The organism is Afipia sp. GAS231 (assembly GCF_900103365.1).
GTDB lineage: Bacteria > Pseudomonadota > Alphaproteobacteria > Rhizobiales > Xanthobacteraceae > Bradyrhizobium.
Genome location: NZ_LT629703.1, coordinates 7,026,339 through 7,044,719, shown reverse-complemented (window position 1 = coordinate 7,044,719; position 18,381 = coordinate 7,026,339). Strand labels below are relative to the sequence as shown.

At 62.0% G+C, this 18,381-nt stretch carries 21 protein-coding genes; 6 read left to right on the top strand and 15 right to left on the bottom strand.

What is annotated here, in order from left to right; genetic code table 11:
* Position 1: 1 nt before the first annotated feature.
* The 5 genes from BLS26_RS33020 to BLS26_RS33000 all read right to left on the bottom strand — a co-directional run bounded on the left by BLS26_RS33020 (position 2) and on the right by BLS26_RS33000 (position 4,673).
* Positions 2-586, bottom strand: coding sequence for an NnrU family protein (locus BLS26_RS33020; protein ID WP_092518893.1), 585 nt, complete (start codon positions 584-586; stop codon positions 2-4).
* A gap of 156 nt (positions 587-742) precedes the next feature.
* Entirely contained in the window at positions 743-1,342 is a 600-nt protein-coding gene (locus BLS26_RS33015; RefSeq protein ID WP_092516618.1) for a hypothetical protein, read from the bottom strand.
* 111 nt (positions 1,343-1,453) lie between these two features.
* On the bottom strand, positions 1,454-2,011 hold the full coding sequence (locus BLS26_RS33010) for a TetR/AcrR family transcriptional regulator (protein ID WP_092516617.1): 558 nt from the start codon (positions 2,009-2,011) through the stop codon (positions 1,454-1,456).
* 57 nt (positions 2,012-2,068) lie between these two features.
* Positions 2,069-2,794, bottom strand: coding sequence for a crotonase/enoyl-CoA hydratase family protein (locus BLS26_RS33005; RefSeq protein ID WP_092516616.1), 726 nt, complete (start codon positions 2,792-2,794; stop codon positions 2,069-2,071).
* A gap of 259 nt (positions 2,795-3,053) precedes the next feature.
* The gene (locus BLS26_RS33000; protein WP_092516615.1) at positions 3,054-4,673 is read right to left on the bottom strand and encodes a peptide chain release factor 3; all 1,620 of its coding nucleotides are present in this window, start codon (positions 4,671-4,673) and stop codon (positions 3,054-3,056) included.
* Positions 4,674-4,827: 154 nt separating this feature from the next.
* On the opposite strand from BLS26_RS33000, the gene sugE reads away from it, so the two are divergent.
* Positions 4,828-5,142: a quaternary ammonium compound efflux SMR transporter SugE gene (sugE, locus tag BLS26_RS32995; protein WP_092516614.1), complete on the top strand. Its 315-nt coding sequence runs from the start codon at positions 4,828-4,830 to the stop codon at positions 5,140-5,142.
* Here the strand turns inward: sugE and BLS26_RS32990 are convergent, their stop codons facing one another.
* The 7 genes from BLS26_RS32990 to BLS26_RS32960 all read right to left on the bottom strand — a co-directional run bounded on the left by BLS26_RS32990 (position 5,143) and on the right by BLS26_RS32960 (position 11,617).
* Positions 5,143-6,147, bottom strand: coding sequence for an inorganic phosphate transporter (locus BLS26_RS32990; protein ID WP_092516613.1), 1,005 nt, complete (start codon positions 6,145-6,147; stop codon positions 5,143-5,145).
* 14 nt (positions 6,148-6,161) lie between these two features.
* A complete protein-coding gene (locus BLS26_RS32985; RefSeq protein WP_092518891.1) occupies positions 6,162-6,806 on the bottom strand; it encodes a DUF47 domain-containing protein in 645 nt (214 codons plus the stop codon).
* A gap of 154 nt (positions 6,807-6,960) precedes the next feature.
* Positions 6,961-7,929 carry a branched-chain amino acid ABC transporter permease gene (locus BLS26_RS32980; RefSeq protein WP_092516612.1) on the bottom strand — a complete coding sequence of 323 codons (969 nt, stop codon included), beginning with the start codon at positions 7,927-7,929 and terminating at the stop codon, positions 6,961-6,963.
* A 1-nt stretch (position 7,930) separates the two neighbouring features.
* Positions 7,931-8,794, bottom strand: a complete 864-nt coding sequence (locus tag BLS26_RS32975; protein ID WP_092516611.1) for a branched-chain amino acid ABC transporter permease — start codon at positions 8,792-8,794, stop codon at positions 7,931-7,933.
* Positions 8,795-8,865: 71 nt separating this feature from the next.
* Complete coding sequence (locus BLS26_RS32970; RefSeq protein ID WP_092516610.1) at positions 8,866-10,086, bottom strand: ABC transporter substrate-binding protein; 1,221 nt, start codon at positions 10,084-10,086, stop codon at positions 8,866-8,868.
* A gap of 39 nt (positions 10,087-10,125) precedes the next feature.
* Complete coding sequence (locus BLS26_RS32965; protein ID WP_092516609.1) at positions 10,126-10,869, bottom strand: ABC transporter ATP-binding protein; 744 nt, start codon at positions 10,867-10,869, stop codon at positions 10,126-10,128.
* Positions 10,862-11,617, bottom strand: coding sequence for an ABC transporter ATP-binding protein (locus BLS26_RS32960; protein ID WP_092516608.1), 756 nt, complete (start codon positions 11,615-11,617; stop codon positions 10,862-10,864). Before BLS26_RS32960 ends, BLS26_RS32965 begins: the two co-directional genes overlap by 8 nt.
* A gap of 372 nt (positions 11,618-11,989) precedes the next feature.
* On the opposite strand from BLS26_RS32960, the gene BLS26_RS32955 reads away from it, so the two are divergent.
* Both BLS26_RS32955 and BLS26_RS32950 read left to right on the top strand, forming a co-directional pair.
* The gene (locus BLS26_RS32955; protein WP_092516607.1) at positions 11,990-12,592 is read left to right on the top strand and encodes a PAS domain-containing protein; all 603 of its coding nucleotides are present in this window, start codon (positions 11,990-11,992) and stop codon (positions 12,590-12,592) included.
* Positions 12,593-12,597: 5 nt separating this feature from the next.
* Positions 12,598-13,221 carry a PAS domain-containing protein gene (locus BLS26_RS32950; protein WP_092518889.1) on the top strand — a complete coding sequence of 208 codons (624 nt, stop codon included), beginning with the start codon at positions 12,598-12,600 and terminating at the stop codon, positions 13,219-13,221.
* 79 nt (positions 13,222-13,300) lie between these two features.
* Here the strand turns inward: BLS26_RS32950 and BLS26_RS32945 are convergent, their stop codons facing one another.
* A complete protein-coding gene (locus BLS26_RS32945) occupies positions 13,301-13,672 on the bottom strand; it encodes an ArsC family reductase (protein ID WP_092516606.1) in 372 nt (123 codons plus the stop codon).
* Between the two features lie 233 nt (positions 13,673-13,905).
* On the opposite strand from BLS26_RS32945, the gene BLS26_RS32940 reads away from it, so the two are divergent.
* Complete coding sequence (locus BLS26_RS32940; RefSeq protein ID WP_092516605.1) at positions 13,906-15,429, top strand: alkaline phosphatase family protein; 1,524 nt, start codon at positions 13,906-13,908, stop codon at positions 15,427-15,429.
* A 49-nt stretch (positions 15,430-15,478) separates the two neighbouring features.
* Here the strand turns inward: BLS26_RS32940 and BLS26_RS32935 are convergent, their stop codons facing one another.
* On the bottom strand, positions 15,479-16,798 hold the full coding sequence (locus BLS26_RS32935; RefSeq protein WP_092516604.1) for a dicarboxylate/amino acid:cation symporter: 1,320 nt from the start codon (positions 16,796-16,798) through the stop codon (positions 15,479-15,481).
* Between the two features lie 129 nt (positions 16,799-16,927).
* On the opposite strand from BLS26_RS32935, the gene BLS26_RS36415 reads away from it, so the two are divergent.
* Both BLS26_RS36415 and BLS26_RS32930 read left to right on the top strand, forming a co-directional pair.
* Positions 16,928-17,086: a DUF5993 family protein gene (locus tag BLS26_RS36415; RefSeq protein ID WP_172804742.1), complete on the top strand. Its 159-nt coding sequence runs from the start codon at positions 16,928-16,930 to the stop codon at positions 17,084-17,086.
* Between the two features lie 7 nt (positions 17,087-17,093).
* On the top strand, positions 17,094-17,543 hold the full coding sequence (locus tag BLS26_RS32930; RefSeq protein ID WP_092516603.1) for a disulfide bond formation protein B: 450 nt from the start codon (positions 17,094-17,096) through the stop codon (positions 17,541-17,543).
* 93 nt (positions 17,544-17,636) lie between these two features.
* Here BLS26_RS32930 and BLS26_RS32925 read toward each other — a convergent pair whose 3' ends face one another.
* Positions 17,637-18,341 carry a glutathione S-transferase family protein gene (locus tag BLS26_RS32925; RefSeq protein WP_092516602.1) on the bottom strand — a complete coding sequence of 235 codons (705 nt, stop codon included), beginning with the start codon at positions 18,339-18,341 and terminating at the stop codon, positions 17,637-17,639.
* Between the last annotated feature and the right edge of the window lie 40 nt (positions 18,342-18,381).

Genomic DNA, 18,381 nt, shown 5'->3' with positions numbered 1-18,381 from the left:
GTCAGACTCCGAACACGGGGACGCCGATCACGACCGGGTGGAACGCGAAGGCGAGCGCCAGATAGGCCACGACGCCGACCGCGATCGCGATCAGGTCGTTGGCGGGACCGCCGACCGGAATCGGCGGGGCGCCGGCGTCGGGGCGATGTTTGAGCGAGATGCGGTCGAACACCGCCCACGCCAGGAACGAGCCGAACAGAATGATCGAGCCGAGATCGCCATTGGCGAGCAGATGCGCCGCCGCCCACAACTTGACGCCCGCCAGCATCGGATGTTTCAGCGTCGTATAGATGCGGCCACGGAGATAGGAGGCGACCACCAGAATGACCGCCGGCAGCATCAGCGCGACAGTGATATGCTTGAACGCCTTCGGCGGATTCCAGACATCGATCCAGCCGGTTGCGCGATACTCGGCAAAACCCCAGGCGATCAGCGCCAAGCCGGCGAGCGAAACCAGCGCGTAGAAAATCTTGTAGCCGCCCTCGCCCATCGAGGTGACAAACCGCGCGCGCAGATCGCGCTGCGTGGTGAGCGTATGGACGCCCAAAAACAGGATCAGGCCCAGGATCATCACCAGCAGTCCCATGACGTCCATCCCCGTGTGCAGCCCGTTTCCGGCTAACCGCGTATCACTTTAGGGGCTCGGCCCGCAATGCGCGAAAATGCACGTTACCCCATTGCCGTCCTCTAGGGAGGGCTTACGTAACGCGCCGCGAAACGGTGGTGGATTAAGCCGCAGGGATCAGGGGGTGCCGGACTGTTTGCCCAGCTCGCGATTGTCGACATAGCGGATCGCGATCGGCCGCCCGGCCAGCGCGCCGCCGAGGCCGCCGGTGAATTTCAGGGGCATGCAGCCGTCCAGCGAGGCGTTGATGGCCTTGAGGTAAGTGGCGCGGGTATCCGCGGAAACCCCGGCGGTGGAATAGGTCAGGCGCGGCGCGGCGATGATCTCGCCCGATCGCCGGAAGCTGAACCGCACTGACATCTGCATGCCCTCGCGCGCACTATCGGCCGCCGGCGGCGTCCAGCAGGAACGCAGTGCTGCAAACAGGTCGCCGATGGTGTCGAGATCGTGGTCGGGCTTTTGATATTTCGCGGCCTGATCCTGCGGCGGCACGGCCTCGATCGTCAGTTGCAGGTTTTCGCCATAGGGATAATCGATCTCGGGAATGCACGGCCCGTGGTTGAACACGCTGCAAAACGACGGCGTGCATGGCCGGTTATCGAGCACGCTGCAGGGTGCAGGCGAAAACGGCGTGGCATCGATATGGCGCGGCCGGGCAGCGGCCGGACCCACTCCGACATACAGGGCGATCAGGCAGATGATGGCGCGCCAGAACATGCGATGGTCCCTTGCTGGTGGGTCCAGGCCTTATCGGTGCTGAACTTGATCCGTGCGTTGGTCGGCATCAAGGCTGATGGCGTTCACATCCTCGCGTTCATATGACCGGGTTCATGGCCGGGCGTTCATGGCGGAGAGTTCCGCGATCAGCGCCTTCTCGCTCGGTTGGTCGAGCACCCCGGTGGCGTAGAGCGAAATGCCGCCATACAGGGTGATATAGACCTTCATCACGGCGCGGCGCCGCTCGGCCGGGGTCTTGATGTCCTGGCAGAAGATCCGCATCGCCTCGGTAATGACCTTGTGGACGGCCTGCTGCAGCGGCGGATTGTGCTTCATGGTGGCATGCGGGCGGCTCGTCATCAGCGCATAGAGCGCGCGGTTGGCCAGCGCGAACCGGACATATTTCGCGGTGTAATCGTCAGGGGTCTTCGCCTTGACCAGGATCGCCGCGAGCCTGGTGTAGGCATCGGCCGCGACCGCATCGAGCAGCGCCTCGCGGTCGGCGAAATGATTGTACAGCGAGCGATGCGCGACGCCGACGGCATCCGCGACCTCGCGCAAGCTCAGCCGTTCATGGCCTGATGTGGCCACCAGGCGGGTGGCGGCCTTCAGGGCTTCGGACTTCAGGTTGCCATGGCGGTAGGTCGCCCGGCGCGGTTTTGCGGTCATATCCCTTCATACAAAGCTAGCCGCCGTAACGCCACCGGGCGATGACGCCTTCCTCACTCAGGCCGAAGCCCGGCTGGCAACGCGATCATTGCCGTACTGCGGCGTAATATCCTCGTCGATCATGGCGCGGATCATCTTGATGACCGCGCCGCGCGCCCGCGCCTTGGTGGCGGCATGGCCCGCCATGTTGAGCGTGGCAAGCGCCTGGGCTGCCTCCTCGGCACTTCGATCCAACGCCTCCGCCGGCACCACCCGGTCGAAGAACCCGGCGGTGACGGCCTCCACCGGGCCGAACATTTCCGCCGTCATCACCACCCTGGAGAAATAGGCCGGCGTCAGCCGCTGCCGCGCGATCTCGATCGCAAACCGCGGCACGGTCAGCCCGATCGCAACCTCGTTCATGCCGATCCGGTAATTGCCTTCGGTGGCAATACGGTGATCGCTGGACATGATCAGGAAGGCGCCCATCGGGAACGCATTGCCCTGGCAGGCGGCCACAACAGGCGTCGGAAACGACAGGATACGCAGCGCCAGTTCGGCGCCCGCCTTCATCATCCGATATTGATCCTCGGCGCTGCCCTTGGCGAAAACGCCGAGATCGAACCCGCCGGAAAAGTGCTTTCCCCGCGCTTTCAGGATCACGACGGTCTTGTCTCTTTCGGCCTGGTCGAACGCCGCATGCAGCGCGTTCAGCATCGCAACCGACATCACATTCGCCTTGCCGTCATCCATCAAGATGGTGCTGACGGGGCCGGAACGGGAATAAGTCGCAAGATCAGTCATGGGTGCCTCCCTTTTTGTTAAAGCATCCAGTGGATATTTTAGGATGACACGGAGCCGCGCAAGAGGCTTGATTCGGCGGGCTGCGCATGGAGGCATCCACTGGATGCATGAGTGGGATGAGGCTGGCCCAACCCACAACTGTCATCGCCCGCCTTGTGCGCAATTGCGCACTGGGCGGGCGACCCAGTATTCCAGAGACATCAGTGATTTATGGAGAGGCCGCGGCGTACTGGAATTGGGGCGGGCAGTGTGCCCTCGCCTACGCCTTTTTCTTCACGTCCTTGACGTTCGAAAAATTGATGCCCTCGGCGCGCTCGCGGGTGTAGCCGAGATAGAATTCGTTCTTGGCCATGAAGACCGGGTCGCCGTCGACGTCGTCGGCGATGCCGGAATTGTTGGCGGCAACGAAGGCGTCGAGCTTCTTGCGGTCGTCGGAGGAAATCCAGCGCGCCAGCTGGAATTCCGAAACTTCGAATTCCACCGGCAGCGAATATTCCGCGTCGAGCCGGGCCTTGAGCACGTCGAGCTGCAGCGGGCCGACGACGCCGACCAGCGCCGGCGCGCCGTCGCGCGGCCGGAACACCTGCACCACGCCCTCTTCCGACATCTGCTGCAGCGCTTCTTTCAGCTTCTTGGCCTTCATCGCATCGGTTAGGCGGACGCGGCGAACGATTTCCGGCGCAAAGGAGGGAACGCCGACGAAGGTGATGTCCTCGCCCTCGGTCAGCGTATCGCCGATCCGCAAGGTGCCGTGGTTGGGAATGCCGACGACGTCGCCGGCAAACGCCTCGTCCGCCACCGAGCGATCCTGGGCGAAGAAGAATTGCGGCGACGACAGCGACATGTTCTTGCCGGTGCGCACCAGCTTCGCCTTCATGCCGCGAACGAGCTTGCCCGAGCACAGCCGCGCGAATGCGATGCGGTCGCGGTGGTTCGGATCCATGTTGGCCTGGATCTTGAACACGAAGGCGCTCATGCGCGGCTCGGCGGCCTCGACCTTGCGCAGGTTGGAATCCTGCGCACGCGGCGGCGGCGCGAACTTGCCGAGACCTTCCAGCAAATCGCCGACGCCGAAATTGCGCAGCGCGCTGCCGAAATAGACCGGCGTCAGATGGCCTTCGCGAAATGCCGCGAGGTCAAACGGCTTGCAGGCTTCCGACACCAGCGCCAGCTCGTCCTTGATCTCGGCGACGTCGAGATTGGCGTTGCGGCCGGCGAGTTCGGCGATGTCGATCTGTTGCGCAGCACCAGTCTTGGCGCCGCCGCCTTCCAGCAGCCGCACGCCGCCATTGATGACGTCATAGGTGCCGAGGAAGTCGCGGCCGCGGCCGACCGGCCAGGTCATCGGCGTGGTGTCGAGCGCCAGCGTCTTTTCGATCTCGTCCAAGAGATCGAAGGTATCGCGGCTCTCGCGGTCCATCTTGTTGATGAAGGTAATGATCGGGATGTCGCGCAACCGGCACACCTCGAACAGTTTTCGGGTGCGCGCCTCGATGCCCTTGGCGGCGTCGATCACCATGACCGCGGAGTCGACCGCAGTCAGCGTCCGGTAAGTATCTTCCGAAAAGTCCTCATGGCCCGGTGTGTCCAGGAGGTTGAAGACGAGGTCCTGGAATTCGAACGTCATCACCGAGGTCACGACCGAGATGCCGCGCTCGCGCTCGATCTTCATCCAGTCGGAGCGGGTATTGCGCCGTTCGCCCTTGGCCTTGACCTGGCCGGCCAGGTTGATGGCGCCGCCGAACAGCAGCAGCTTTTCAGTCAGCGTGGTCTTGCCGGCGTCAGGATGCGAAATGATGGCAAAGGTCCGCCGCCGCGCCACTTCGTCTGAAAGCGGCGACCGGGACGGCGATTCGATGGGAACAGCGATGTCGGACATGAAGCGAGCGTTTGGCAGGGAAAACCGGCGCAATCAAGGGTGATTTGGCAATTGCGCCATGCCGGTGCAAGCCCCATATCCGGGGCGGAAGGACGGCCTTCCGATCAGCACATCATCCGCGGGGACGACCCTGCCTGTAAATGAAGGGTTCGTCATGGCGTGGGCTGTGTTGTTTGCCGCTGGTCTGCTGGAAATCTGCTGGGCCGTCGGCCTGAAATACACCGAAGGCTTTACGCGGCTGACCCCGTCGGTCCTGACGCTCGCGGCCATGGCCGGAAGCGTGCTCCTGCTCGGATTGGCGCTGAAAACATTGTCGATCGGAACCGCCTATGCGGTATGGACCGGGATCGGCGCTGTGGGAACGGCGATACTCGGCATCTTCCTGTTCGGCGAACCGGCTTCCGGGCTTCGCCTGGCGAGCATCGGTCTGATCGTTGCCGGCATCGTGGGGCTCAAGCTGGTCACCTGATCAGCGCAGAAAGGTCACCGCCCAATAGGCCGCTGCGGCCACCATAGCAGAGGCTGGAATGGTGATCACCCAGGCATAGACGATCGAACTCGCCACGTTCCAGCGCACCGCGGAGACCCGCCGCGCCGCGCCGACGCCGACGATGGCGCCGGTAATGGTGTGGGTGGTGGATACGGGAACCCCGAGATAGGTGGCCATGAACAGGGTCGCGGCACCGCCGGTTTCCGCGCAAAAGCCCTGCATCGGCGTCAGCTTGGTGATCCGCAGCCCCATAGTACGCACGATCCGCCAGCCGCCCATCAGGGTGCCCAGCGCCATCGCGGTCTGGCACGCCATCACCACCCAGAACGGAATTTCGAAATGGTCGCCAAGATGGCCCTGCGAATACAACAGCACGGCGATGATGCCCATGGTCTTTTGCGCGTCGTTGCCACCATGGCCCAGCGAATAGAGCGAGGCCGAGACGAATTGCAGGATGCGAAAGGCGCGGTCGACTGCGAACGGCGTCGAACGCACCGACAGCCAGGACACGATCGCCACCAGCACCAGCGCCAGCAGGAAACCGACCAGCGGCGACAGCACGATCGCCAGCAGCGTCTTGGTGAGCCCGCTCCAGACCGCAGCCGAGAAACCCGCCTTCGCCATGCCGGCGCCGACCAGGCCGCCGATCAGGGCATGCGAACTGCTCGAGGGAATGCCGAGCGCCCAGGTGATCAGGTTCCAAACGATGGCGCCGACCAGCGCGCCGAAGATCACCTGCGCATCGACGATGCTGGGCTCGATGATCCCGGTACCGATGGTGTTGGCGACGTGGAGCCCGAACACCGCAAACGCGACGAAATTGAAGAACGCCGCCCAGACCACCGCATATTGCGGACGCAATACCCGCGTCGACACGATCGTCGCAATCGAATTGGCGGCGTCGTGCAACCCGTTGAGGAAGTCGAACAGCAACGCGACCGCAATTAATCCGGTCAGAATCGGAAGACCAAGCGTGGCGTCCACTGCGCGGCCCTGCCCTATACCTGTTCGATGACGATACTGTTGATCTCGTTGGCGACGTCGTCGAACCGGTCCGCAACCTTTTCGAGGTGCTTGTAGATTTCGGCGCCGACCACGAAATCCATGGCGTTGGCATTGCGATGCTTGAGGAACAGCTCCTTCAGCCCGATATCGTGGAGGTCGTCGACGCGGCCTTCCAGCTTGCCGAGTTCTTCGGTGATCGCGGTCAGCATCGCGACGTTTTCGCCGATCGACTGCATCAGCGGCAACGCGCGGCCGACCAGGTTGGCGCATTCGACCAGCAAGGTTCCGATCTCGCGCATCGGCGGCTCGAAGGTGCGGACCTCGAACAGCACCACCGCCTTTGCGGTCTGCTGCATCTGGTCGATGGCATCATCCATCGAGGTGATCAGGTTCTTGATGTCGACGCGGTCGAATGGGGTGATGAAGGTGCGGCGGACGGCGGTCAGCACTTCGCGGGTGATGCCGTCGGCCTCGTTCTCGAACTGGTTGACGCGCTGGCAGAACACCGGCGTCTCGTCGCCGCCGCGCAGCATGTCCTGCAATGCCGTTGCGCCCTGCACGACGGTCTGGGCATGGCGGTCAAACAGCTCGAAAAACCGCTCTTCCTTGGGCAGGAAGGCACGAAACCAGCGCATCAGCATCGGCAACAATCCATCGTTCTGGCAGGGCCGCCGGGCGACCCGTCACAAAACTGTCATAGACCATTCGAGAGCAAAGCGCGCCACGGCAGGTCCCGGGAACCCGGTCATCCACCGCTTTGTGGGGCCGAAAAAGCCGCCAAAACCGGTTGGTTTAGAGCGATCGTCGGAAAAAATGCGCGATCTCGCCGATCACGCCGCGGCGGAACATCAGCACGCAGGCCACGAAGATCCCGCCTTGGATCACCGTCACCCACTGGCCGAAACCTGCCAGATATTGCTGCATGGCGATGATGACGAAGGCGCCGACCACCGGACCAAACACGGTCCCCAAGCCGCCGACCAGGGTCATCAGCACGATTTCACCGGACATCGACCAGTGCACGTCGGTGAGCGAGGCGTTCTGCGCCACGAACACTTTTAGCGAACCGGCAAAACCCGCGATGGTTCCGGACAGGATATAGGCCACCAGCTTGTACTGGTCGGTCTTGTAACCCAGCGAGACCGCGCGCGGCTCGTTCTCGCGGATCGCTTTCAGCACCTCGCCGAACGGCGAGTTGATTGTGCGATAGATCAGCAGGAATCCGCCGAGGAAGCCGGCCAGCACCACGTAATAGAGCACGATCGGCTTGGAGAGGTCGAAAATCCCGAACAAGTGGCCCTGCGGGATGCCCTGAATGCCGTCTTCGCCGTGGGTGAACGGGGTCTGCAGATAGATGAAATACAAAAGCTGCGACAGCGCCAGCGTGATCATCGAGAAGTAGATGCCCTGGCGGCGGATCGCGACCAGTCCGGTGATGACGCCGAGCGCCGCCGCACCCGCGGTGCCGGCCAGGATGCCGAGTTCGGGGGACAGTCCCCAGACCTTCAGCGCATGCGCGCAGACATAGCCCGCGGTGCCGAGAAACATCGCATGGCCGAATGAAAGCAGACCGCCATAGCCGATCAGCAAATTGAATGCGCAGGCCAGCAGCGCAAAGCACAACGCCTGCATCACGAAGAACGGATAGATGCCGGTCCAGGGCACGACACCCAGCAGCACCGCCATCAAGGCGAACACGATCATCTCGTCGCGCAGCGCGCGCGGCGTTACCGGGAGTGTGTCGTCAGTCAATGCGCTCATGTCAGGCCGCCCGTCCGGTCAGTCCCGTTGGCTTCACCAGCAACACCAGCACCATCAGGACGAAGACCACGGTGTTGGAAGCCTCGGGATAAAAGTATTTGGTCAGTCCCTCGATCACGCCGAGCGCAAAGCCCGTGATGATCGAGCCCATGATCGACCCCATGCCGCCGATCACCACCACCGCGAACACCACAATGATCAGATCGGCGCCCATCAGCGGCCGGACCTGGTTGATCGGTGCGGACAACACGCCGGCCAGCGCCGCGAGACCGACGCCGAGCCCGTAGGTCAGCGTGATCATCCGCGGCACGTTGACGCCGAACGCGCGCACCAAAGTCGGGTTTTCCGTCGCGGCGCGCAAGTAAGCGCCAAGCCGGGTCCGCTCGATCAGGTACCAGGTGGCAATGCAGACGATCAGCGAGAAGATCACGACCCAGCCGCGGTAGATCGGCAGGAACATGAAGCCGAGATTCATGCCGCCCTTCAGTTCATCGGGGATCGCGTAAGGCAGACCCGACGAGCCGAAGTAATTCTGGAACACGCCCTGAATGATCAGCGCCATGCCGAAGGTCAGCAGCAGGCCATAGAGGTGGTCGAGACCCGACAGCCACTGCAGCATGGTTCGTTCCAGGATCATGCCGAAGATGCCGACCACGATGGGCGCGATGATCAGCGCCCACCAGTAGCCGAGGCCGCCCAGGCTCAGAAGGAAATACGCGACGAACGCGCCCATCATGTAGACGGCGCCATGGGCGAAATTGATGATGTTGAGCATGCCGAAGATCACGGCGAGCCCGAGACTGAGCAGCGCGTAGAACGATCCGTTGATCAGTCCCACCAAAAGCTGTGCGTAAAGAGCTTGCATGAATTTATCTCACATCGTCCATTCGCTTGACCGGCGACATCCGGCGGCACACCACCGACGGGGCTTCGCCACTACTTCTTCAGAAGCGGACACGCACTTTCCGAAAGCGGCCTGAACGCCTGGTCCGCCGGGGTGGTTCCGATCAGCTTGTAATAGTCCCACGGCCCCTTGGATTCGGACGGCTTCTTGACCTCGAACAGGTAGGCCGGATGAAGCGCCCGGCCGTTCGGCTGAATGCTGCCCTTGCCGAACAGCGCATCGTCGGTCGGAAGCTCCTTCATCTTCGCGACCTCCTTGGCACCGTCATGCGGATTGCCGCCGAGGGCGTCGAGCGCCTTGAAATAATGCAGCAGCCCGGAATAGACGCCCGCCTGCACCATTGTCGGCATCGCCTTGGTCTTCATGCGATCGGCGAAGCGCTTGGAGAACGCCCGGGTCTGATCGTTCATGTCCCAATAGAACGTCGAACTCAGGTTGAGGCCCTGCGCGACGTTCAGACCAAGCGAGTGCACGTCACTGATGAACAGCAGCAATCCCGCGAGCTTCTGCCCACCCGAGACGATGCCGAATTCGGCAGCCTGCTTGATCGTGTTGGTGGTGTCGCCGCCGGCGTTGGCCATGCCGATGATCTTGGCCTTCGACGCCTGGGCCTGCAGCAGGAAGGACGAGAAGTCCGATGAATTGAGCGGATGTTTCACGCTACCGACCACCTTGCCGCCGGAGGCGAGGACGACGGCCGTGGTGTCGCGCTCAAGCGCCGCGCCGAAGGCGTAATCGGCCGTGAGGAAGTACCAGGTGTCGCCACCGGCCTTGACCAGCGCCGCACCGGTGCTGTGGGCCAGCATGTAGGTATCGTAGGTCCAGTGAACCGTATTCGGCGTGCACTGGGCGTTGGTGAGATCGGAACTCGCGGCGCCCGAGTTGATCATCACACTGTTTTTTTCCTTCACGACGTTATTGACCGCAAGGGCAACGCCGGAATTGAGCACGTCCATCAGGACGTCGACCTTCTCGACGTCGATCCATTGGCGCGCGATGGTGGTGGCGATGTCCGGCTTGTTCTGATGGTCGGCCGAAATCAGGTCGATCTTCCAGCCTTTGGCTGCCATCCCGGAGTCTTCGATCGCCATCTGCGCCGCCAGCGTCGAGCCGGCGCCGCCGAGATCGGAATAAAGCCCGGAATTGTCGGTGAGGACGCCGACCTTGATGGCCTTGTCCTGCGCCAGAGCGCCGCCATTCGCGGCCAATGCCAGGGCGGTGCCGAGGATAAGGGTTGAAATACGATGTTTCATACTTTTCTCCGTAAAAACTGCTTGCGGGCGTTGTGCGGATCAGACGCCGAGATAGGTGTGGAGCTTGTCCATGTTGGACGACAGCTCGGAATTGGCAAATCCGTCGATCACCTTGCCGTGCTCGACGATGTAGTAGCGATCAGCGACCGTCGAGGCGAAGCGGAAATTCTGCTCGACCAGGAGGATCGTGAAACCTTCCGACTTCAGCCGCGCGATGGTGTGGCCGATCTGCTGGATGATGACGGGCGCCAGCCCCTCGGTCGGCTCGTCCAGCATCAGGAAGCGCGCGCCGGTGCGCAGGATCCTGGCGATCGCCAGCATCTGCTGTTCGCCGCCCGAAAGTTTTGTGCCTTGGCTGTTCAGGCGCTCCTTGAGGTTCGGGAAAAGATCAAAAATCTGGTCGAGCGACAGCCCGCCGGAGCGCACGATCGGCGGCAGCAACAGGTTTTCGCGCACGTCGAGGCTGGCGAAAATACCGCGCTCCTCCGGACAGAAGGCAATCCCCATCCGCGCAATCCTGTCGGACGAGGTGCGGATGATGTCCTGGTTGTCGAAGCGGATCGAGCCGGTGCGCTTGCCGATGATCCCCATGATCGATTTCAGCGTCGTGGTCTTGCCGGCGCCGTTGCGGCCGAGCAACGTGACCACTTCGCCGGCGTTCACATTGAAATTGACGCCGTGAAGAATGTGGGATTCGCCGTACCAGGCTTGCAGATCCTGAACCGAAAGAACCTGTGTGCCCGCGGGTTTGGTTGCGGCCTCGGCCATTTTCAAATCAGTCATGACCGGCCCCCAGATAGGCTTCCTTGACGCGTTCGTCCTTGGACAGTTCGGCGTAATTGCCTTCCGCCAGCACCTGGCCGCGCGTCAATACCGTGATGGTGTCGGAGAGGTTGGCCACCACGTTCAGATTATGCTCGACCATCAGGATGGTGTACTTCGCCGAAATTCGCTTGATCAGCGCCGCGACCTTGTCGATGTCCTCGTGACCCATGCCGGCCATCGGCTCGTCGAGCAGCATCATTTCCGGGTCGAGCGCCAGCGTCGTCGCAATTTCAAGCGCGCGCTTGCGCCCATAGGGCATCTCGACGGCCGGCGTGTTGGAAAATTCGCTCAGGCCCACGTCGTTCAGCAGCTCATGAGCGCGGCCGTTGAAACGGTCGAGCACGGTCTTGGAGCGCCAGAAGTCGAACGAAGAGCCGTGCTGGCGCTGCAATGCGACCCGTACGTTCTCCAGCGCCGTCAGGTGCGGAAACACCGCCGAGATCTGGAACGAACGCACCAGGCCGAGGCGGGCCACATCCGCCGGCGCCATCGCGGTGATGTCCTTGCCCTTGTACAGGATCTGGCCTGCCGAGGGCTTCAGGAACTTGGTCAGAAGATTGAAGCACGTCGTCTTGCCGGCGCCGTTGGGCCCGATCAACGCATGAATGCTGCCGCGGCGCACCTTGAGGGCAACGTCGCGAACGGCAAAGAAACCCGCGAATTCCTTGGTCAATCCGTGGGTTTCGAGAATGAACTCATCAGCCAAACAAATTTCCCCCATCGGCCCAGCCGCGAAGTCCCCTCGCGCGTGGCCAATTTTTCCCTGTCGCGCAGGCTCTCCTGGACGTTCTTGGAAACTGTCCCGAGCCTGCCGCCTCCGGGCCGGAATATGCCGTCAACGGCGGGGATTAGGCAAGGTGGAAAGCAGGGCACGGGCGGGGGTACGCCCCGGTTCCGAGCCCGCCAAAAGTCGAATTGCGCCACCGGCCGGTTTGGTCGATCCGCCAGCGGCTTTCGGCTAACCGGTCCGCGCCGGAAAGTCATCGTTAACGGTGTTTTGCTGAGATCCGCCGCTTTCATAGAATATTTCCGCCTCGGGCGGATGATCACGCGATTTACATGGGCAAGGATTGCGGCCTTGGAATTTGAAAGCGCCCAACCGTCGGTCGTCAAATCGATCAAGCAGCGCGACCTGCTGAACACCTGGCTGCGGCTTTATGCCCGCAACCAGTCGCTGCCGCACATCGATGAATATCAACCGGAGCGAATCGAGGAAGAACAACCCGACCTCGTCTACTGCACCGTCGATGCGCGCCAACAGCCACCGCGCCTGACGATCCAGAGTGACGGCACCCGAATGTCGAGCGCCTATGGCAGCTCCGGCAAGGGCCGCTACCTCGACGAGTATCTCGGCGCCAGGCTCGCGCCGATCGTGATGCCGGTCTACTACGAATGCATCGCGCGCCGCCTGCCCGCCTATACCATCGCCAATATCGATGACGTCTACGGGCGAATCGTTGCGTATGAGCGGCTGCTTTTGCCGTTCTCGGAAAGCGACGGCGTCACCCACATCATCGCATCGCTGAAGACCATCAGCGAGGATGGCGGCTTCGAGATCAGGAACCTGATGCGCGGAAGCGACCAACTGCCGATACCCAAGCTTCGCACCATCATCGACCGCGAGCTCTTCCATCGCGTCCCCGGCCGCATTCCGTCGGGCGACGTGCTCGAATTCGGTTGAAGGCGATGGCATTTGCCGGTTCCGACCCCTCGGTGGTCCGATCGATCCGGCAGCGCTATCTGCTGAACACGTGGCTGCGCGCCGCGGCCAGGCATCGCCCGTTGCCCCTGCTCCATGATTTCCAGCCGGACCGCGTCGCCGACGAACTCGCCGACATGATGGGATTCGACGTCGTCGGCCAGGGCGACGAGGCGCGCTTCCGGATCACCCAGGAAGGCGCAAGGCTGACCGCCATTTACGGCAACGAGCACGTCGAGCCGTCGAAGCGAACCAACCGCTTTCTCGACGAAGCCATCGGGCCGGCGCGATATGCCAATGTGATGACGCTGTACCGCACCTGCCTGGCGCACAAGCGGCCGGCCTACTCGATCTCGATGGTGCAGGACGAGGACGGCAAGGACGTATCCTATGAGCGGCTGTTGCTGCCGTTCGGCGGCGGCGAGGCTGTCGAGCAGATCGTCGGCTCCTACAAGAGCATCAGCATCGAGGGCGGCTTCAAGATCAACAACCTGATGGGCCTGCAGCCCAAGGCGCTGCCGGTGACCCTGGTCAGCGCGGTCATCGATCGCGACGCCGCCTCGGCCCGGGCAAACCCGAGCGCCTCCGATGAAGTCGTCGAACTCGACTAGAGCCTTATCGGTTCTGATTGAATCAGACCCGGGCTCTGGTTTCTTGCTTTGACGCGTTTTCTCTTCGCTCGAAAACGCTCTAGGCTTTGCGGCTGCCCGACTTCGACGGCACTTCCTTTGCATAAATCTCCGGCTTGAATCCGGCCAGCAATTTTCCGCCGACGTCGAGCACCGGACGCTTGATCATCGACGGTTGCGCCGCCATCAGCGCCAGCGCCTTGCGCTCGTTGAGACCTTCCTTGTCGCTATCGGGCAGCTTGCGAAAGGTGGTGCCGGCGCGGTTGAGCAATGTTTCCCAGCCAAGTTCGTCGGACCACTGCTTGAGCTTGTCCTTGGCAATGCCTGCGGTCTTGTAGTCGTGAAAGTCGTAGGCGATGCCGTGGCCATCGAGCCAGGCACGGGCCTTCTTCATGGTGTCACAGTTCTTGATACCGTAGATCGTGATCGTCATCGCGCGCCCGCCCCCCATCGAGAGATTTGATTGTTGCTGATTATTTCGCCGACTCCGGCCACCGGGGACGAACCCCGTACTTGAATGACGTGGCCTTCGGATGTATCTTCCTTCTTTTCAACCTTTGATAGTTCACTCAGAAAGTATTTGCCGGCCTCGATATCACATCGATCCCCGCTGCGCAGCCCGCGGCCCTGATCCTGCAACCGCTGCCCTGGCATTTGGAGGCTTTCATGACCAAACTGCTCTTCGACCACTTTGTCGTGCTGATGCTGGAAAATCGATCCTTTGACCACCTGTTCGGATACCTCGGGATTGGCGACGGACTCTCGAAAAAAGGCGGCGTCAATTATCTGAAGCCCGGCGACACCAGCAGCGGGACATTCAAATCCAGCAAGGGCGGTGACTACACCGCCATCGGGCAAGGCCCGTCGCACAGCCTCAAGCAGACCAACGAGCAACTGTTCGGCGTCACCAAGCCGAGCGCAGCCGTTGCAGCCGCGACGCCGCCACTGAACGGCTTCGTTGCGTCCTTCAAAACCTCCCTCGCCTACGACCTGAAACGCGAGCCGACGACGAGCGAATTGCAGCAGGTGATGAACGCCTTCGATCCGGTGCAGCTCCCCGTACTGTCCACTTTGGCAAAGAACTTCGTGCTGTGCGACCGCTGGTTCGCCGACGTGCCGGGCCCGACCATGCCCAACCGCGCTTACGTGCATGCGGCAACCTCGCAGGGCTATACCTATAACGCCGACTGGAAGCCGAAATTCAACTGCAAGACGCTCTATGATCGCATCAATGCCGATCCGTCGCGGTCGTGGCGCAGTTACTATCACGACCAGGACGACATCCTCGAACTGTACCCCTACCTCCAGAAGAACGAGACCAATCACGTCCCGTTCGAAGGCAACTTCGTCAGCGACGTCGCCGGCGACAAGCTCGCGACCTACTCGTTCATTACGCCGGCCTTTATCAACTCGCCGCAGCATCCCACCAACAGCATGCATGCCCCTGCCGACGTGCGGCCGGCCGAAAAGCTGGTGGCCGACGTTTATGGAGCCCTGCGCTCGCAGCCCGCCGTCTGGAAGAAGACCCTGCTGATCATCGTGTTCGACGAACATGGCGGTTATTTCGACCATGTGCCGCCGCCGGCGACGGTGTCACCCGACGGCATCGACGGCACCGCGGACCCGTCGTTTCTCGTTCCGTTCGACTTCAAACGGCTCGGGTTGCGCGTCCCCGCAATATTGATCTCGCCCTGGTTCAAGCCCGGCGTCGATTCGACGGTCTATAGCCACTCGACCATCCCCGGCTCGATCATTGACGCCCTGCAATTGCCCGGCGGCTTCCTGACCAAGCGCGATGCCAACGCCGCCAAGCTGACGGCCAAATATCTCGTCGATGATGGCACGCACACCTGGCGAACCACTACGCCCGACGTCGCAGCTCCAGTCCAGCCGCAGCCGCTGGATCCGATGGCCCGGGAAGTTCTCAACGGAACCGTGCACCTCGACCCGCACCCAGAACAACGCAATCCGCTACGCACCCAGGACATCCAGGATCCGGCGCAGGCCAAGCAGTTCATGAAGACGCAGATCGCAAAGCATCTCGAACATTACTTTGCCTCGAAGGGCAGACCGAAGACCGCCGCCCAGCAATCCACCCAGAACCAGTACGCGTCGACCTCCGTCAGCCCGTCGCGTATCGCGGAACTGAAGGCCTCGAGCGGGCCGAGGAAACGGGAGGAGCACCCGTAGCGCACTCCGGGCAACGAGCGCAAACCGCGAGACGGCGTCTCGGCGCCGTCTACGCCGCACCCGGCTCGAGGGCTTCGCCCAATTCGATCGGATGCGCCATGGCTTCGTGCAGCATGTCCTTGTCCAGTTCGCCCTCCGAGCGGCTGATGACAATGCAGGCAACGCCGTTGCCGATCAGATTGGTCAGCGCGCGGCATTCGCTCATGAACTTGTCGATGCCGACCAGAATGGCGATCGACTGGATCGGTATGTCAGGCACGATCGAGAGCGTCGCCGCCAGCGTGATGAAGCCCGCGCCGGTGACGCCGGAAGCGCCTTTCGAGGTGATGATGGCGATGCCGAGAATGCCGAGTTCCTGCCAGATCGTCAGATGGGTATTGGTCGCCTGCGCCAGGAACAGCGTCGCCAGCGTCATGTAGATGTTGGTGCCGTCGAGATTGAAACTGTAGCCGGTAGGAATGACGAGACCGACCACCGGCCGCGACGCGCCGAGATGCTCCATTTTCTGGATCATCTGTGGCAGCACGGTTTCCGAGGACGAGGTTCCGAGCACGATCAGCAGCTCATCCTTGATGTAGAGGATGAAGCGAATGATCGAGAATCCCGAAAGCCGCGCAATCGAACCCAGCACGATCAACACGAACAGAATGCTGGTGAGATAGAAGGTCGCGATCAGCGCGATCAGGTTCCACAGCGAATTGAGGCCATAGGCGCCGACGGTGAACGCCATCGCGCCGAAAGCGCCCAACGGCGCCAGGCGAACGATCATGCGGATGATGCGGAAGAACATCTTGGCGGCCTGGTCGACGGCATGGGAAATCGGCTCGCCGGCCTTGCCAAGGAACGCCACGGCAAAGCCCGAGAGGATCGACACCAGCAGGACCTGCAGCAGGTCGCCGCGGGCGAGCGCGCCGAAGTAGCTGTCGGGAATGATCCCGAGCAAATGAGCGACGATGCCTTCTTCCTTGGCCTTGGTGACATAGGTCGCCACCGATTTGGGGTCGATCGTCGCCGGATCGATGTTGAAGCCGTGACCGGGCTGCAGCACTTCGCCGACGATCAGGCCGATGGCAAGCGCCACCGTCGAGACCGCCTCGAAATAGATCAGGGCCTTTAGTCCGACCCGGCCGACCCGCTTCAGATCGCCCATCGACGAGATGCCATGCACGACGGTGCAGAAGATCACCGGCGCAATCATCATCTTGATCAAGGCGATGAACCCGTCGCCGAGCGGCTTCAGCTCCTTGCCCAGATCCGGATAGAACCGGCCGATCAGAACGCCGAGCCCGATCGCGATCAGGACCTGAATGTAAAGAATCTTGTACCACGGCTGATGACGGACGGCGGGGCGGATCGTTTCTGCTGTCATGGGACACCCCGACCGGATCTTTGAATTTCGCCTATCATGGAATAGCGAGACGCGTGCGGACAATCAAATTCGTGTGGCTGCGCGTCGAATCTATCATAGACTGAGGCATCATTCGCTGCCGGACCGGATATGGAATTCACCCTGTTGTTTCTCGCCGTCGCCGTCGTGATGCTGGCCGCCTGGCGCGGTCCGCGGCCGTGGGCGCTTGGCCTGTTCGCCGCCGTCCTGATCGCGTGCGTTGCAACCTATCTGCACCACGCTACCGATACGCTGAAGCTGTCGTTCTGAGGAATCCATGACCCAGACGCGCGCCGTCACGCTCAATGCCCTCAGCCTCTACGCGGTCGCGCTGGTGCTGGCGGCGGCCTTTGCGGCGCAGTTCATGCTGCACGAACTGCCCTGCCCGCTGTGTCTATTGCAGCGCATCCTGTTTGCGACGCTCGCCGTCGGGCCGATCCTCAACATCCGCTTCGGCCCGCGCCCCAGCCATTATGCGATATCGCTGCTGGCGGCGGTGGCCGGCGCGGTCGCATCGACACGGCAGGTGCTGCTGCACATCCTGCCCGGCGACACCGGCTACGGTTCGGCGCTGCTGGGTTATCATTACTATAGCTGGGCGCTGATCGGCTTTGTCGCCGCCATCGCGCTGACGGCGGCCAACGTGGCGACGACGCTGCTGGAATGCGGCCTCAGTGCCTGCGCCGATAACCCTGTTGTCTACGAACTGCTCAGGCACGCGTCCTAGAACCCGGTTCTGATGAAATCAGAACCGGGTTCTATTCTTTTGTTTGACGCGTTTTCTTAACGCGAACCGGGGGCCACTTCGCTTGAAAACGCTCTAGGGACGCTTGGGAATATCGAGCCCACGCTGCACCGCCGGCCTCGCCAGGCCGCGCTCCAGCCATACAGGGACGTGCTTGAGCGTATCGAACGCGACCAATTCGCGCGCGCCGTAGAAGCCGATCAGATTGCGTACCCAGCCCAGCATCGAAATGTCGGCGATGCTGTATTCGTCGTCCATGATCCACTGCCGCCCGGCAAGCCAGGTCTCCAGCACGCCGAGCAAGCGCTTCGACTCCGCGACATAGCGCTCCAGCGGCCGCTTGTCGTCATAGTCCTTGCCGGCGAATTTGTGGAAGAAGCCGACCTGACCGAACATCGGCCCGATGCCGCCCATCTGAAAGTGCAGCCACTGGATGGCCTGGTACCGCCGCGCGGGATCCGCCGGCAACAGCTTGCCGGTCTTCTCGGCGAGATATTGCAGAATCGCCCCGGACTCGAACAGCCCCAACGGCTTGCCGCCCGGTCCATCCGGATCGACGATTGCGGGGATCTTGCCGTTCGGGTTCAACGACAGAAATTCCGGCGTCTTCTGGTCGTCCTTATTGAAGTCGACCAGGTGCACCTCGTAAGGCAGCCCGATCTCTTCCAGCATGATCGAGACCTTGACGCCGTTCGGAGTCGGCAACGAATAGAGCTGAAGGCGGTCGGGATGTTTGGCGGGCCAGCGTTTGGTGATCGGGAAAGCGGAGAGATCGGACATTCAAACTCGTTCTTTGCTTGGTTTCTGTGTCGCGGTTAAT

Coding starts and splice junctions, on each gene's coding strand:
- BLS26_RS33020 (WP_092518893.1), bottom strand. CDS start 586: ATGGGACTGCTGGTGATGATCCTGGGCCTGATCCTGTTTTTGGGCGTC.
- BLS26_RS33015 (WP_092516618.1), bottom strand. CDS start 1,342: ATGTTCTGGCGCGCCATCATCTGCCTGATCGCCCTGTATGTCGGAGTG.
- BLS26_RS33010 (WP_092516617.1), bottom strand. CDS start 2,011: ATGACCGCAAAACCGCGCCGGGCGACCTACCGCCATGGCAACCTGAAG.
- BLS26_RS33005 (WP_092516616.1), bottom strand. CDS start 2,794: ATGACTGATCTTGCGACTTATTCCCGTTCCGGCCCCGTCAGCACCATC.
- BLS26_RS33000 (WP_092516615.1), bottom strand. CDS start 4,673: ATGTCCGACATCGCTGTTCCCATCGAATCGCCGTCCCGGTCGCCGCTT.
- sugE (WP_092516614.1), top strand. CDS start 4,828: ATGGCGTGGGCTGTGTTGTTTGCCGCTGGTCTGCTGGAAATCTGCTGG.
- BLS26_RS32980 (WP_092516612.1), bottom strand. CDS start 7,929: ATGAGCGCATTGACTGACGACACACTCCCGGTAACGCCGCGCGCGCTG.
- BLS26_RS32975 (WP_092516611.1), bottom strand. CDS start 8,794: ATGCAAGCTCTTTACGCACAGCTTTTGGTGGGACTGATCAACGGATCG.
- BLS26_RS32970 (WP_092516610.1), bottom strand. CDS start 10,086: ATGAAACATCGTATTTCAACCCTTATCCTCGGCACCGCCCTGGCATTG.
- BLS26_RS32965 (WP_092516609.1), bottom strand. CDS start 10,869: ATGACTGATTTGAAAATGGCCGAGGCCGCAACCAAACCCGCGGGCACA.
- BLS26_RS32950 (WP_092518889.1), top strand. CDS start 12,598: ATGGCATTTGCCGGTTCCGACCCCTCGGTGGTCCGATCGATCCGGCAG.
- BLS26_RS32945 (WP_092516606.1), bottom strand. CDS start 13,672: ATGACGATCACGATCTACGGTATCAAGAACTGTGACACCATGAAGAAG.
- BLS26_RS32940 (WP_092516605.1), top strand. CDS start 13,906: ATGACCAAACTGCTCTTCGACCACTTTGTCGTGCTGATGCTGGAAAAT.
- BLS26_RS32935 (WP_092516604.1), bottom strand. CDS start 16,798: ATGACAGCAGAAACGATCCGCCCCGCCGTCCGTCATCAGCCGTGGTAC.
- BLS26_RS36415 (WP_172804742.1), top strand. CDS start 16,928: ATGGAATTCACCCTGTTGTTTCTCGCCGTCGCCGTCGTGATGCTGGCC.
- BLS26_RS32930 (WP_092516603.1), top strand. CDS start 17,094: ATGACCCAGACGCGCGCCGTCACGCTCAATGCCCTCAGCCTCTACGCG.
- BLS26_RS32925 (WP_092516602.1), bottom strand. CDS start 18,341: ATGTCCGATCTCTCCGCTTTCCCGATCACCAAACGCTGGCCCGCCAAA.